Here is a 14,181-nt window from a genome sequence, read left to right on the forward strand (position 1 = left end):
CTGCATGATCTATCTGCGTTATGCCTTCGTGGCGATTGTCCTGCTGATTACAACCCTCATTCTGGCGCCATTGCAGATGCTCTGTCTGTGGCGCAGGTGGACGCTTGCCCGCAAGTTGCCGCGCTACTGGCATATCGTTGCCTGTTTCGTGCTTGGTATCCGGGTTCATATGCGTGGCCGGATAGAGCCGCGCCGTCCCCTGATGCTGTCTGCTAATCATACATCCTGGCTGGATATCATCGTTCTTGGACGCGTCGCTGATGTGGCCTTTATCGCCAAGTCCGAGGTGAAGTCGTGGCCGGTGTTCGGGCTGTTTGCCCGGTTGCAGAATTCAGTCTTTATTGAGCGCGGTGACAGGCGCGGTACGGGAAAGCAGATTGGAACGATTGCTGCGCGTTTGACCGGCGGAGAGATCATCATTCTGTTTCCCGAAGGCACGACCTCTGACGGAAATCGCCTCTGGCCTTTGAAGTATTCACTGTTCGGTGCGGCATCGAGTGCTGTTTCGGAAGTGCCGGAGGGCAAGGTTTATGTTCAGCCGGTTGCCGTTGCCTATACCGGGATCCAGGGAATGCCTATGGGCCGGTTTCAGCGGCCGATTGTGGCCTGGCCCGGTGATGTGGAAATGCTGCCCTCGCTTGCAGCCGTGATCAGGGCTCGTGCCCTTGATGTTGATGTTTGCTTCGGCGAAAGTGTTGTCTTTGATGCCACGACGAAGCGCAAGGTGGCGGCAATTGAAATCGAAGACCGGATGCGCCGCCTTCTGGCTGAGCGACTGCGCGGACGCCCGGGACTGCCGGACTGACGATTTTTTTGATTTTCTCCGGTTCAAATCCGCGTTAAAAGGCGCGCCATGACAGAACAGACAATATCGACACAGCAGGATGCGGCGACAGCCGCCAGCAATCAGCGCAAGGTCTTTATCAAGACCTATGGCTGCCAGATGAATGTCTACGATTCCGAGCGTATGGGGGAGGCGCTGGCGGCTGATGGTTATCAGCAGACCGAGGAAATTGAAGACGCTGATCTTATCCTGCTAAACACTTGCCATATTCGCGAAAAAGCTGCGGAGAAGGTTTATTCCGCTCTTGGCCGCTATCGTGAGCTGAAGGCCAGGCGGCTGAAGCAGGGCCGGGAAACCCTGATTGGTGTTGCCGGTTGTGTTGCGCAGGCTGAAGGTGAGGAAATTCTGCGTCGTGCGCCTGATGTCAGTGTCGTTATCGGGCCGCAGACCTATCACCGTCTGCCAGAGGCGCTGCAAAAAGCCAAAGCCGGACAGCGTATCGTTGATACCGAATATGCGGTGGAAGACAAGTTTGACTATCTGCCCAAGAAAGAACGCTCTGCGCAGCCGAAAAATGTAACTGCGTTTCTGACTGTGCAGGAAGGTTGCGATAAGTTCTGTACGTTCTGCGTTGTGCCTTATACACGCGGTGCTGAGGTCTCGCGCTCCCGCCAGCAGATTGTTGATGAGGCCCGGCGTCTTGCTGAAAACGGAGTGCGTGAGATCACGCTTCTCGGCCAGAATGTAAACGCCTGGCATGGCAGCGGCCCTGATGGGGCAGACTGGGGGCTGGGCGAGCTTCTGTTCGATCTGGCAGACGTAGACGGCATTGAGCGGTTGCGCTACACAACCAGCCACCCGCGGGATATGGATGAGCGCCTGATGGAGGCCCATCGTGACCTGCCCAAGCTGATGCCATATCTGCATCTGCCGGTTCAGGCAGGCTCTGATCGTATCCTTAAAGCGATGAACCGTCGCCATACGGCTGAAGAATATCTGGCGCTGATCGAGCGTATTCGTCAAGCGCGGCCGGATATTGCCTTGTCCGGGGACTTTATTGTCGGCTTTCCAGGTGAAACAGAAGACGATTTTCAGGCTACGCTCGATCTGGTGGAAAAGGTCCGCTACGCGCAGGCCTTTTCTTTCAAGTACTCTCCGCGTCCCGGCACACCCGGTGCTGACATGAAGAATCATGTACCCGAAGATGAGAAGGCCGACAGGCTCCAACGGCTTCAGGCCATGCTGACACAGCACCAGCTTGAGTTTGCACAATCGCGTATCGGCATGGAAATGGATGTTCTGCTGGAAAAGCCGGGACGCCAGGCCGGACAGTTGATTGGTCGTTCACCATGGCTTCAGGCCGTTGTTCTGGATGGGGCTGGAGCGGCTATTGGCGAGATGGTTCGCGTCAGGATCGTCGATGCAACCGCCAACAGCCTTGCTGCCCAGCGGATCTGAATATCTGTGACGGTGCCGTGAAATCGCCTTGTGAGTAAGACAATTTGCTTCACAAAGACAAATTTCGCGTTTAGCCTTCTGTTTATGAAGAGCGCCTTGCCAGAGAAGACTCAGTTTTGGGATCTCGGATTTCCTGTCTTTGACAGGGCAGTTTCACACGCATCTTTGTCAATCACAGTGCGGTTCAATCCGGATAAAACCGGATCACCGTGCCGTTTCGCTGATCAGGGAGCTTGACCGCTTGAACGCTACAGAACTGGTTGCAGAGCACGTTACGCAGAAGGATTCTAACCCAGAGGCCAGCCATTTCGTGCTCACTTTCGAGAATAATCGCTATGCCAGCGAATTATTCGGTCAGTTTGATGAGCATCTGAAATTGCTGGAAAAACAGCTTGGCATCAATGCAGCGCCACGAGGAAACTCCGTGGCTCTGAGCGGCGCATCTGTCGCCACCAATCAGGCCCGGCGGGCCCTCGATTATCTTTATGCGCAGCTTCAGAAAGGCGCGAGTGTGGAAAAATCCGATGTTGAAGGGGCAATTCGTATGGCGCAGGCCGCCGACGATCAACTGACCCTTCCGACAATGGAACGCAAGGCACGCCTTTCCATGTCGCAGATTTCGACGCGCAAGAAGTCGATTGCTGCCCGCACGCCAATGCAGGACGCTTATATCCGTGCCATGGAGCGCAATGAACTTGTGTTTGGTGTCGGTCCTGCGGGTACCGGAAAGACCTATCTGGCCGTCGCCTATGCAGCACAGCTTCTGGAGCGCGGAGCGATTGAGAAAATTATCCTTTCGCGCCCCGCAGTGGAGGCTGGTGAAAGGCTTGGTTTCCTTCCGGGGGATATGAAAGAAAAGGTCGATCCCTATCTCAGACCGCTTTACGATGCGCTTTATGATATGATCCCCGGTGAGCGCGTAGAACGGGCGATGACGGCTGGTGTGATCGAGATCGCGCCGCTGGCTTTCATGCGTGGCCGGACCCTGACGAATGCCGCTGTCATTCTGGATGAAGCGCAGAACACGACTTCTATGCAGATGAAAATGTTTCTGACGCGTCTTGGTGAAAATTCCCGTATTATTGTCACCGGCGATCCCAGTCAGGTGGATCTGCCGCGCGGTATGCGCTCGGGCCTGATTGAGGCCCTAGACGTTTTGAACAATGTCGAGGGCGTTTCAACCATTCGTTTTTCAGACAAGGATGTGGTCCGTCATCCGCTGGTTGCCCGCATCGTGGCAGCGTATGAGGGCGGAGACAGGACACCACACCAAAAGTCTGATGACGATAACGGTGACGCCTGAAATGGCATCGTTTGATTTTCAGCTGGTCTGCGAAAGCGGGAACTGGCCGGACGAAGATGTGCTTGAAAATCTCGTCAAAGAGGTGATTTCGGCAGCGGCCTTGCTTCTGGAACAAGAAGAACAGCAGCCTTTTCCCGATGGCGAGGTTGAACTGTCGCTCGTCTTCACCGATGATAACGATGTGCGCGGGATCAATGCGGAATGGCGTGGCATGGACAAGCCGACAAATGTCTTGTCTTTTCCCGCCTTTCCTGTTGCCCCCGGTGAGATGCCCGGACCGATGCTGGGCGATATCGTTTTAGCTTTCGAGACGGTCGAACGGGAGGCTGGCGAACTGGACAAGAGCTTTAACGAGCATCTGACGCATCTTCTGACCCATGGTTTTTTGCATCTTTTGGGTTATGATCACATCGAAAAACAGGAAGCGGAGCTTATGGAGGGTCTTGAGACTCGCATTTTGGCCGCACTTAACCTATCTGATCCGTATCAGGGTACGGACCCGGTTTAACGCTTAAGGAACGATGAACCATCAACAGACCGCACCGCTGCGGGAAAGCGGACAGGATTCGTCAAACGGATCTGAACTCGAGGAACCAAACAGTCCGGTTTCGGACACGGACTCGAGAAAACCCACAGGCTCACCTCTCAAAGGTCTCCTCATGCGCTTTCGGCGCAGTGGACATGGCACGTCGCGTTTGCGCGAAGATCTGGCTGATGCGCTTTCTGAAACTGGAGGCGACAGCGACTTTTCGCCTGAAGAGCGCGCCATGCTCAACAATATATTGCGCTTTCGGGAAGTGCGGGTCGAGGATGTCATGGTTCCGCGCGCCGACATTGACGCGGTCGATCAAAGCATTTCCGTTGGCGAATTGTTGCTGATCTTTGAGAATTGCGGCCATTCGCGCATGCCGGTTTATTGCGAGACGCTGGATGACCCGCGCGGTATGGTCCATATACGCGATCTCCTTTCCTATATTTCCAAACAGGCGCGTGGCAAACGGCGTCGTCGGGCAACTGCGACCAACCGAAATGGTCATAACGCCTCGGTGAAGCCACAAAGCCACAAAGAAACAAACGCTCAGAACGTTCTGGACCTGACCCGCGTCAGTCTCGATAAATCAGTTGCGGATGCCGGTATCATCCGTCCTGTCCTCTTCGTGCCACCTTCAATGCTGGCCTCGGATCTGCTGCAGCGTATGCAGGCCGGCCGTACACAGATGGCACTGGTTATCGACGAGTATGGAGGCACGGACGGACTCGTCTCCCACGAAGATATCGTGGAGATGGTGATCGGTGAGATCGATGATGAGCATGATTCAGAAGAAGCGATGTTCACCAAGGTTTCCGAGGACGTGTTCTTAGCGGACGCGCGTGTTGAGCTTGAGGATATTGCAGAGGCCATCGGCCCGGATTTCGAAGTTGGTGAGCACACGGAAGACGTGGACACGCTTGGCGGACTGATCTTCTCGGAGATTGGTCGTATTCCCGCACGTGGCGAGGTGATTCAGGCGCTTCCGGGCTTCGAGGTTCATATTCTCGATGCCGACCCACGCAGAATTCGCCGTGTCCGGGTGCTGCGCAAACGCAGTCCGGCCCGCAGGCGACACGCGGCCCGTGCTGGCGTGGCCGAAGCCATCGCTCCGGAAGATATGCTGGATGCCGGTCACGCCCCAGAGGTTCTGGAAGAAATCAGGCCTGCAGATGATAGCGCAGAGACTGTGGAAGAAACGCCGTTCAAGGCCGTAAGGCACGGCGGTTAGGGCGGGTGGTTACGCAGGCAGCTGCCGGATTGCAACGTCTTAAGGACGTGCTCCAGTCGCTTGAAGGGCCTCGGCGTTTTCTGGTCTTGTTTCTCCTGGGTGCACTGGCCAGTTTTGCATTGGCGCCGTTTGGTCTGGTGCCTATCATGTTCGCGGTCTTTCCCTGCCTCGTTTTGATGCTTGATGCGAACCTCAGCGCCGCACCGCTCCGGGCGCGTCTGCGCAGAGGTTTTGTCACGGGCTGGTGGTTTGGTTTCGGCTATTTCGTCGCTGGCCTCTGGTGGCTTGGCGTTGCCGTTTTGAAGGATGCCGCGCATTTTGCCTGGGCCTTGCCCTTTGCCGTCTTCGGTCTTCAGTCTGTGCTGGCCGTTTTTTATGGCTCTGCCACGGCAGCTGCGGCACTCGTTCCGCGCAGCGGATTTCTTCGGATCGCAGCTCTTTCTGTGGCTTTTGCTCTTGCGGAGTGGCTGCGCGGCCATGTGGCCAGCGGCTTTCCCTGGAATGCACTCGCTTATACGGCTGTTCCGATCCCTCTTTTTATGCAGATCGTACGTCTGACCGGAATTTACATCCTGAGCGGTTTTGCTGTGTTTGTTTTCGCCGCTCCCGCTCTGGCGTTCTCCGGGAAGCGGGAGAAGTATCTCGGCTTTGCGCTGGCCCTGATTCTTGTTTGCTTCGATATCGGATATGGCCTGCATTCACTTTCGCGTGAACGGGAGCCGGAGGGACGCTCGGTTATCTTTCGACTGGTTCAGCCAACTTTTGATGATCAGCTTTGGCGCACGCCTGACGGGCGTTCATCTGTTTTTTCAACCCTTGTCGCTCTGTCTTCCGAGCCAGCTGAAGTCCCCGGTGAAGCGCCGGATGTCATCGTGTGGCCCGAAAGCATACTGCCTTTTCTGCTGGAAGAGCGTCCGGATGCAAGAACCGTCATCGGGGAAATGCTGAAACCCGGGCAGGTGCTTGTTTTTGGCGCGGCAAGGTTCGCCGCCCGAACACCGGATGGCTGGCCCAAATTTTATAACGCTGTTTACGCTCTGAATGACCAGGGAGAAACAATCTCCATTGCCGGCAAAACCCATCTTGTCCCATTCGGTGAGTACCTGCCTTTCGAGAGCTCCTTGCGTTCGTTGGGGCTTGATACGCTTTCTTCGCTTGCAGGCAGCTACATTCCCGCGCCGAACCGTCAGATGTTGTTGCTCCCTGGTGGTCTCAGACTCTTTCCGCTGGTTTGTTACGAAGCGATTTTTCCGCGTTTGATAAGAGGACAGGCGTCGGATGCAGATGTTCTGATCAACCTGACTTATGACACCTGGTTTGGAAAAACGCCGGGGCCTTATCAACATTTCGCACAGGCACGGCTTCGTGCCGTCGAGGCTGGGAAGCCTATGATTCGTGTCGGTGAGAATGGCGTTAGCGCCATGATTTCAGCGTCCGGGCACATTCTTGAGCGGCTGCCTTTCGATGAGCGTGGCCTCAGGGATGTGAAATTGACACTCCGATAAGGTGTGGCTTGATTATAATTTCGCAAAATACTACCTTTGGTAGTCAAAATGTCTTCTGTTTTAGTTTCTCCGTACTCACGCTAAGGTTTCGCAATTCACGCTGAATTGACCGGAAAACCATAAAATTGCATAGTGAGATGCTTCCACACGCAACTAGGGCTTTTTGTTGCCCAAATCTTGTGGTTGTATTATGGGAGGTGAGCTATGGCTCGGGTCACTCGCCAAGTTCGAACTAAGGAAGAAAAATGACAGAAAACAAAAAGAAGCCGAACCCGATCGACGTTCACGTCGGGAGTCGGATCAGATTGCGCCGTACGATGCTGGGAATGAGTCAGGAAAAGCTTGGTGAAAGCCTTGGAATCACCTTCCAGCAAATTCAGAAATACGAGAAGGGTACCAACCGCGTTGGCGCCAGCCGCCTTCAGAATATTTCGACCATTCTGAATGTACCGGTTTCATTCTTCTTTGAAGATGCGCCGGGTGAGCACGGAACCAGCGCTTCGGGCATGGCAGAAGCCTCCAGCTCCAGCTATGTGGTTGACTTTCTTTCGTCGTCAGAGGGGCTTCAGCTCAACAGGGCTTTTGTGAAGATCAATGACCCGAAGGTGCGTCGCAAACTGGTGGATCTCGTGAAAACTCTGGCGGCTGAAGCAGAGTAAGATACGGACTGAACAGGGTGGTTCGTATGTTACTCACCGCCACTGCGGCGGTGAAACTGCTATTCGCTCATGATAGATGGTCGGTTCGCACTGGCTCTGGTGTTGTGAGCCATGCCAACGATGCAGAAGGCACACCTGCCTTCTGCTACCTTTTTATCCGGAAACTTTATGCTTGAGCTGATACGCAAAGCTCACATAAACGTATATTTATATTGTTGTGCGCTTGTCATTTGTGGGCGAAATGTCTAACAAATTCGGGCAAGTTTCTATGTGGGGAATCCCGATGCGCACCAATTATCTCTTTACAAGTGAATCTGTTTCCGAAGGTCATCCAGACAAAGTCTGTGACCGGATTTCTGACGAGATTGTCGATCTGGTTTATCGTGAGGCGGTGAAAACCGGGGTTGACCCCTGGAAGGTCAGGATTGCTTGCGAGACTCTGGCAACGACAAACCGTGTCGTCATTGCCGGGGAAGTGCGTTTGCCGCCAAGCCTGATGAAGCTTGATAAGAACGGCAATGAGATTGTTAATCCTTCCCGTTTCAAATCGGCAGCGCGTCGTGCGATCCGAAATATCGGATATGAACAGGACGGGTTCCACTGGAAGACTGTACGCATCGATGTTTTGCTGCATGCGCAGTCGGCCCATATCGCGCAAGGTGTTGATAGCGCATCCGACAGGCAGGGGGACGAAGGGGCAGGCGATCAGGGAATTATGTTTGGTTTCGCCTGCCGTGAGACGCCGGAGCTGATGCCCGCCCCGATCTACTACGCCCACCGTATTCTCCAGACACTGGCCGATGCCCGCAAAGCCGGGGAAGGCGATGTCGCTCTGCTGGGGCCTGACGCCAAGAGCCAGGTGACTGTACGTTATGAAAACGGCAAGCCCGCCGAGGCGGTTTCGATCGTTCTTTCCACCCAGCACTTTGATGAAAGCTGGGATTCGGCCAAGGTCCGCAGCGTTGTCGAGCCTTATATTCGTGAAGCTCTTGGTGAGTTGCCGATTTCCGACAGTTGCGATTGGTACATTAATCCGACCGGCAAGTTTGTAATCGGCGGTCCCGATGGTGACGCCGGTCTGACGGGCCGTAAAATCATTGTTGATACCTATGGCGGTGCAGCACCGCACGGCGGCGGTGCATTCTCTGGCAAAGACACGACAAAGGTGGACCGTTCTGCCGCATATGCTGCCCGTTACCTGGCCAAAAACGTCGTTGCCGCAAACCTGGCCGAAAAATGCACGATACAGCTTTCGTACGCGATCGGTGTTTCGCAGCCGCTATCCGTCTATGTCGATTTCCATGGCACAGGTAAGGTCAAGGAAGAAGAGGTTGAGCTTGCGATCCGCGAAACCATGGATCTTTCGCCCTCAGGTATCCGCCGTCACCTGAACCTGAATAAGCCAATTTATGCCAAAACAGCAGCTTATGGTCATTTTGGTCGTAAAGCCGGGCGTGATGGTTCGTTCTCGTGGGAACGTCTGGATCTCGTGCGTCCGTTAAAGCAGGCCCTTAAAGGCTGACGGCATTTGCCGGTTGTGCGGAGATATCAATGAACAGTACCGGTGACAGTAATAACCCGGCGGGCAAAGCATTCTTTGGCCGCCGAAAGGGCAAACCCCTGCGTGCGCGACAGGCCCGGAATCTGGATGAGCTGCTGCCGCAGCTTACGCTCGACCCGGCCACACCATCGCCTGCGAACCTTTCTCAGCTGTTCGACAGCCCGGTAACGCGGTTCCGTATGGAGATCGGCTTCGGCGGTGGTGAACATTTAATCCACCGTGTGCAGGAAAATCCCGATACAGGCTTCATCGGCGTCGAACCGTTCATAAATTCAATGGCCAAACTTTTAGGTCAGATTGAGGGGCAGGGGATCGGCAATATTCGCCTTTACGACGATGACGCAGCTGAAATTCTTGACTGGCTGCCTGGCGCCTCACTCGATCATATTGATCTTCTCTACCCAGACCCGTGGCCAAAGCGGAAGCACTGGAAGCGTCGTTTCGTCTCACAGAAAAATCTGGAGCGGTTTCATCGCGTTCTCAAGCCAGGCGCATTGTTCTGCTTTGCTTCCGATATCGAAACCTATGTCAACTGGACATTGCTGCATTGCCGCCGGCATGGTGGATTTTGTTGGACCGCGCGTTCAGCCGACGATTGGCGCACACCATATGACAACTGGCCGGGCACACGCTACGAAGCCAAGGCCAAGCGCGAAGGCCGCCAGACGGCCTATCTGACATTCAGGAAAATCTGATGCGGCTGCTACGGACCGGGTGGAAAGGTCGCCGCTCGGCGACCATAGGCATGAAACCGGCTGTCAAAGCCATCGGTTGCTTCATTGTCTGTCAGTGAAGCGTGGCGGTTTTGATATCGTCTTCCATCGCCTTGAAGAAGATGCTCGTCCGGTTTTCGGTCAGCAGAATAAGAGAACCATCGGCGTCGAAAAGCGCCCACAGACTGTCGGCCTTTGAATGCAGGTTTGCCGCATCGGGAAACTGACGGATTGCCTCTTCCAGCGCCAACTCGCGGAAATAGCCGATATGTCCGGCGCCGAGGCTGGCAAGGTGAATGGTATCGTTGCAAATTTCTGCGCGCAGCGGTTCCATGAATGCGGAGGCCTTTCAAGCGGTCTTGGTTTGAAGTCTGGTCCTGTAACCGGTTTGAACCCGGCAAGACCAAGCTGACCCACCTACTTTGAAACCGAAATGTTAATTTTTCGTACCTCTTTAGGCGTCCGTGAAAGATCTATGTTCAAAAGACCGCGCTCAAGATAGGCACGTTTGACATCCATGCGGTCTGCCAGCTGGAACTGGCGTTTGAACTGCCGTCCTGCGATGCCGCGATAAAGAAACTCGCCACTCTGTCTTTCTTCCTGAAGTCCGGAGACCAGCAGCAGGTTGTTTTCAACATAAAGCTCCAGTTCGCTTTCATCAAAACCAGCCACTGCCAGCGTGATTCGCAAAAAGATGCCTTCCGGTTCATCGGGAAACCAGGCGATGTCGAATGGTGGATACCCAGCACTGCCTTTGACAACGGTCTCGGCAGCGGCAGATTGCAGGATCAGGGGGTCGAGGCGCAGGTCTATTCGCGGCATTTCTCCGCTCCTTTCATGTGCTTCCGATATGGAAGGCTTTGGTGCTGATGGCAAGAGCGTGAAAAGTACTTACTTGCTTGACAAGTCCCTGCGGACTACGCACAGCTTGGCCGCGTAATCAATGCATGTCGCGCTCAATAAAGTGCGTTCTACTGAATGAGGGGAAGCTATGGCTGCCGCACGAAAAATCATAATCGACACTGATCCCGGCCAGGACGATGCAGCCGCAATTTTGCTGGCGCTTGCAAGTCCGGATGAAATTGATGTTCTGGGGATCACAGCCGTCGCCGGGAATGTGCCGCTTGAGATGACAAAGCGGAACGCCAGGATCGTCTGCGAGTTGGCTGGCCGCACCGATATGCGCGTTTTTGCGGGCTGCGACAAGCCATTGCAGCGCCCGCTTGTCACTGCGGAGCATGTGCATGGCAAAACCGGATTGGACGGTCCGGATCTGCCTGAACCGACGATGCCACTACAGGAAAAGCATGCGGTGGACTTTCTGGTTGAAACGCTGCGTGCTCATCCTGAAAAAACGGTCACGCTGTGCACGCTTGGTCCACTGACCAATGTGGCAATGGCTTTTGAAAAGGCGCCGGATATCATCGAGCGGGTGCAGGAAATCGTCATGATGGGGGGCGGCTATTTCGAAGGCGGAAACATTACACCATCTGCCGAATTCAACATTTACGTCGACCCCGAAGCCGCAAAGCTGGTGTTTGGTTCAGGCATTCCGATCGTCATGATGCCGCTGGATGTGACGCATCAGCTCCTTTGCCTCAAAGATCGGGTCGACCGGATTGATGGGCTTGGTAATCCAGCAGCAAAAGCGATGGCAGAGATGCTGCGCTTTTATGAGCGTTTTGATGTTGAGAAATATGGCTCCGATGGCGGGCCTCTGCATGACCCTGCCGTAACAGCTTACCTTCTTAAGCCTGAGCTTTTCTCAGGCCGTGAATGCAATGTCGAGATTGAAGTGAATTCTGAGCTGACACTGGGCGAAACTGTGATCGACTGGTGGCGGGTCACGGACCGCAAGCCCAATGCACTTGTCATCGGAAAAGCCGATGCTCAGGGTTTCTTCGATCTTCTGACAGAGCGGCTTGGCCGGTTTTAACGCTACAAACCCAGCTACGGCAAAGCGGCAGATATCAGCGGACGTTAGAGCGCCGTGCATCCATTCGGATGCACAAAGCACGATGCTGTAATCTCTGGAAGCCGCCATTGCTTGAAAAAGCCCGGAGCGAAATCCGGGCTTTTGTCTTGTATCAGGTAATGTCAGGGCTCCGGCGAAAGCCGCGCCGCAACCTCTTCTGAAAGCGGAATGGAAGGCTGTGCTCCGGCTTTCAGGCAGGCAAGTGCTCCCGCCGCAGCAGCCCTATGCGCCGCTTTCTCGAAATCGAGGCCCTGATCGAGACCGGCCGCGAAGTAGCCGCAAAAGGTGTCGCCAGCGCCAACTGTATCGACCGGATCAATCTTAAGGCTGTCAATTCGGTAAAACGTGCCTTCATGCATCGCAACAGCGCCTTCGCCGCCAAGCGTGATCACAACAGTCTGCCCGGTTTCATCATGATAAGTCTTGAGCATGGCTATGCGGCCTTCGCTGCCAAGCTCATCAGCACCGACCAGTCGTTCGAATTCCGTCTCGTTTGCGATGACGATATCGGCCATACGGCCCAGTTCGGCCGCTTCATGGGTCAAAGGCGCTGTATTCAGGACAGATGTGACGCCCTTTTCATCTGCGGCCACTAGTGCAGCTTTGATTGCGGGGGCCGGGATTTCCAGCTGCAGGACAAGAAAATCACCTTTGTTCATGTTGCCGACAGCTTGTCTAGCATCGTCTTCCGATACCTCACCGTTGGCCGCAGCGTTGATCACGATGACATTTTCTCCCTGCCCGTCGACAAGGATCATCGCTGTGCCCGTCGGACCATCTGTTTGTTTCAGCGCTGAAAGGTCGACACCGGCTTCTTTCATCAGGGCTGTAGCGGGAACGGCAAATTCGTCATTTCCGACAGCGCCGGCCATCCGAACGGCAGTGCCAGCACGCTGTGCCGCCAGTGCCTGATTGGCGCCCTTACCGCCTGGTGCGGTGGCAAAAGAATTTCCTGCAACCGTTTCACCGGGCTTCGGAAGTCTTTCTGTTGTGGCTATGAGGTCCATATTGATGGAGCCGAAAACCGTGATCATGGCGCTTTCTCCCGCGGCTGAACTCTTCGAGGCCTGTTCTCATAAAAGCCTGTTGGACCCTGTTTTATGAGGCCTTCCGGCCAAAAACAATCAATCCTCATCCACGATCCGCAGTTTCATGCGTCCGAAGCTATCGCTGTCCTTGTCATGAGCCCCTGTTTCGCTCCCGGCCTCTGTGGGCCTTTGCCCGGATAAGGCTGTATCCGTGCCTTTGGTCTCAAACTCCAGTGCCGAAATGCGTTCGCCGCGGCGGGCAAGCTTGCCGGTTGAAATGCGAATCTGCTCCACATCCTGACGGGCCTGTGAGAAATGACTCTGCAGTTTTTCGACCCGGTCGTTCAGACGTGTCAGATCGCCCATCAGGTTTGCGACCTCGCCCTGAATCAGATGGGCCTGCTCACGCATCCGCTGATCTTTCATGACAGCCTGCACAACCTGTATAGACAACAGCAACAAGGTTGGAGATACGATCACGACCCGCGCCGTATGGGCTTTCTGGACCGTTGCCTCGTAGTGCTCATGAATATCAGCGAAGATCGATTCTGAAGGGACAAACAAAAAAGCGGTATCCTGCGTTTCGCCGGGTAGCAGGTATTTCTTCGAAATGTCCCGGATGTGGGTTTCGAGATCACGCCGGAAGCGTTGCGCAGCTGCCCGCTGGGCCTCTTCTGTTTCGGCATCCCGCATGGCATTCCATGCCTCCAGAGGAAACTTGGCATCGATCACCAGTGGCGGTGCATCATTCGGCATGTCAATCAGGCAATCAGGCCGGGTGTTGTTGGAAAGCGTGCCCTGAAACCGGAATGAGCCGGAGGGCAGCGCATCTGCAATGATCGTTTCCATTCGCCCCTGACCGAAAGCACCGCGTGTCTGTTTATTGGAAAGAATGGCCTGAAGACCAACAACGTCTTTCGCCAGCGACTGAATATTGTTTTGTGCCGCATCAATTACAGCGAGTCGTTCCTGCAGACGTCTGAGGTTCTCGTGCGTTGACCGGTTTTGCTGGTGAAGCGTTGTCCCGATCCTCTGCGAAAGTCCGTCGATTCGCGATCCTAAAGCCGCATTGAGCTCAGCCTGTCTGCTGCCGAACAGTTCGGACATCGTTGCCATGCGCCCCTGCATCTCGTTTTGGGCTCTGACCAGCGTTTCCAGCTGGCGTTGCAAAGCACGTTCGCGCCTGTTGCTGGCTTGCCTGACAAGCATGACCAGGCCTAGAACGAAAACGCAGGCCAGAAGGAACAACACACCAATTGTCAGAGGCCCGGCTGTGCGAAGAGCGGCTTCTAAAGTTTCCAAAATCATCCAGCCTTTATTGAGGTTTTGACAAGTGTAGCATTTATGTCTGGAATTTCCAGATCAAAACGTGAACAAAAAATGCGACTGGCAAATTACTGCACGTCTGATGCTGTTCCTGAGTGATGAAACCATT

General features: G+C 54.7%; 14 protein-coding genes. 10 read left to right on the plus strand and 4 right to left on the minus strand.

Annotation, left to right across the window (positions count from 1 at the left end; genetic code table 11):
* Nucleotides 1–4 precede the first annotated feature (4 nt).
* The 9 genes from EDC90_RS03020 (at nucleotide 5) to trmB (ending at nucleotide 9,725) form a co-directional block, all read left to right on the plus strand.
* On the plus strand, nucleotides 5–805 hold the full coding sequence (locus EDC90_RS03020) for a lysophospholipid acyltransferase family protein (RefSeq protein WP_132308426.1): 801 nt from the start codon (nucleotides 5–7) through the stop codon (nucleotides 803–805).
* Between the two features lie 48 nt (nucleotides 806–853).
* Entirely contained in the window at nucleotides 854–2,242 is a 1,389-nt protein-coding gene (gene miaB / locus EDC90_RS03025) for a tRNA (N6-isopentenyl adenosine(37)-C2)-methylthiotransferase MiaB (protein WP_132308428.1), read from the plus strand.
* Between the two features lie 241 nt (nucleotides 2,243–2,483).
* Nucleotides 2,484–3,545, plus strand: coding sequence for a PhoH family protein (locus EDC90_RS03030; protein ID WP_132308430.1), 1,062 nt, complete (start codon nucleotides 2,484–2,486; stop codon nucleotides 3,543–3,545).
* 1 nt (nucleotide 3,546) lies between these two features.
* On the plus strand, nucleotides 3,547–4,053 hold the full coding sequence (ybeY, locus tag EDC90_RS03035) for an rRNA maturation RNase YbeY (RefSeq protein WP_132308432.1): 507 nt from the start codon (nucleotides 3,547–3,549) through the stop codon (nucleotides 4,051–4,053).
* Nucleotides 4,054–4,204: 151 nt separating this feature from the next.
* Nucleotides 4,205–5,305 (plus strand): hemolysin family protein, encoded by a 1,101-nt coding sequence (locus EDC90_RS03040; RefSeq protein WP_432419981.1) that lies wholly within the window; start codon nucleotides 4,205–4,207, stop codon nucleotides 5,303–5,305.
* A gap of 29 nt (nucleotides 5,306–5,334) precedes the next feature.
* Nucleotides 5,335–6,810, plus strand: a complete 1,476-nt coding sequence (gene lnt / locus EDC90_RS03045; protein WP_132308436.1) for an apolipoprotein N-acyltransferase — start codon at nucleotides 5,335–5,337, stop codon at nucleotides 6,808–6,810.
* 245 nt (nucleotides 6,811–7,055) lie between these two features.
* Nucleotides 7,056–7,469, plus strand: a complete 414-nt coding sequence (locus EDC90_RS03050; protein WP_132308438.1) for a helix-turn-helix domain-containing protein — start codon at nucleotides 7,056–7,058, stop codon at nucleotides 7,467–7,469.
* 283 nt (nucleotides 7,470–7,752) lie between these two features.
* On the plus strand, nucleotides 7,753–8,991 hold the full coding sequence (gene metK, locus EDC90_RS03055) for a methionine adenosyltransferase (protein ID WP_132308440.1): 1,239 nt from the start codon (nucleotides 7,753–7,755) through the stop codon (nucleotides 8,989–8,991).
* A 29-nt stretch (nucleotides 8,992–9,020) separates the two neighbouring features.
* Nucleotides 9,021–9,725: a tRNA (guanine(46)-N(7))-methyltransferase TrmB gene (gene trmB, locus EDC90_RS03060; protein ID WP_132308442.1), complete on the plus strand. Its 705-nt coding sequence runs from the start codon at nucleotides 9,021–9,023 to the stop codon at nucleotides 9,723–9,725.
* Between the two features lie 91 nt (nucleotides 9,726–9,816).
* On the opposite strand, the gene EDC90_RS03065 is transcribed toward trmB, so the two are convergent.
* Nucleotides 9,817–10,077, minus strand: a complete 261-nt coding sequence (locus EDC90_RS03065; RefSeq protein WP_132308444.1) for a DUF1150 family protein — start codon at nucleotides 10,075–10,077, stop codon at nucleotides 9,817–9,819.
* 83 nt (nucleotides 10,078–10,160) lie between these two features.
* Nucleotides 10,161–10,565, minus strand: a complete 405-nt coding sequence (locus tag EDC90_RS03070) for an Hsp20 family protein (RefSeq protein ID WP_132308446.1) — start codon at nucleotides 10,563–10,565, stop codon at nucleotides 10,161–10,163.
* Between the two features lie 169 nt (nucleotides 10,566–10,734).
* Between EDC90_RS03070 and EDC90_RS03075 the strand changes: the two genes are divergently transcribed.
* Nucleotides 10,735–11,679 (plus strand): nucleoside hydrolase, encoded by a 945-nt coding sequence (locus EDC90_RS03075; protein WP_132308448.1) that lies wholly within the window; start codon nucleotides 10,735–10,737, stop codon nucleotides 11,677–11,679.
* A 161-nt stretch (nucleotides 11,680–11,840) separates the two neighbouring features.
* Here EDC90_RS03075 and EDC90_RS03080 read toward each other — a convergent pair whose 3' ends face one another.
* The gene (locus EDC90_RS03080; RefSeq protein WP_132308450.1) at nucleotides 11,841–12,752 is read right to left on the minus strand and encodes a ribokinase; all 912 of its coding nucleotides are present in this window, start codon (nucleotides 12,750–12,752) and stop codon (nucleotides 11,841–11,843) included.
* 90 nt (nucleotides 12,753–12,842) lie between these two features.
* Nucleotides 12,843–14,048 (minus strand): DNA recombination protein RmuC, encoded by a 1,206-nt coding sequence (locus EDC90_RS03085; protein ID WP_432419982.1) that lies wholly within the window; start codon nucleotides 14,046–14,048, stop codon nucleotides 12,843–12,845.
* Nucleotides 14,049–14,181: the final 133 nt, after the last annotated feature.

Source organism: Martelella mediterranea, from assembly GCF_004342225.1.
Classification (GTDB): domain Bacteria; phylum Pseudomonadota; class Alphaproteobacteria; order Rhizobiales; family Rhizobiaceae; genus Martelella; species Martelella mediterranea_B.

Coding starts and splice junctions, on each gene's coding strand:
- EDC90_RS03040 (WP_432419981.1), top strand. CDS start 4,205: ATGCGCTTTCGGCGCAGTGGACATGGCACGTCGCGTTTGCGCGAAGAT.
- EDC90_RS03070 (WP_132308446.1), bottom strand. CDS start 10,565: ATGCCGCGAATAGACCTGCGCCTCGACCCCCTGATCCTGCAATCTGCC.
- trmB (WP_132308442.1), top strand. CDS start 9,021: ATGAACAGTACCGGTGACAGTAATAACCCGGCGGGCAAAGCATTCTTT.
- EDC90_RS03065 (WP_132308444.1), bottom strand. CDS start 10,077: ATGGAACCGCTGCGCGCAGAAATTTGCAACGATACCATTCACCTTGCC.
- EDC90_RS03080 (WP_132308450.1), bottom strand. CDS start 12,752: ATGATCACGGTTTTCGGCTCCATCAATATGGACCTCATAGCCACAACA.
- EDC90_RS03050 (WP_132308438.1), top strand. CDS start 7,056: ATGACAGAAAACAAAAAGAAGCCGAACCCGATCGACGTTCACGTCGGG.
- ybeY (WP_132308432.1), top strand. CDS start 3,547: ATGGCATCGTTTGATTTTCAGCTGGTCTGCGAAAGCGGGAACTGGCCG.
- EDC90_RS03020 (WP_132308426.1), top strand. CDS start 5: ATGATCTATCTGCGTTATGCCTTCGTGGCGATTGTCCTGCTGATTACA.
- miaB (WP_132308428.1), top strand. CDS start 854: ATGACAGAACAGACAATATCGACACAGCAGGATGCGGCGACAGCCGCC.
- EDC90_RS03075 (WP_132308448.1), top strand. CDS start 10,735: ATGGCTGCCGCACGAAAAATCATAATCGACACTGATCCCGGCCAGGAC.
- metK (WP_132308440.1), top strand. CDS start 7,753: ATGCGCACCAATTATCTCTTTACAAGTGAATCTGTTTCCGAAGGTCAT.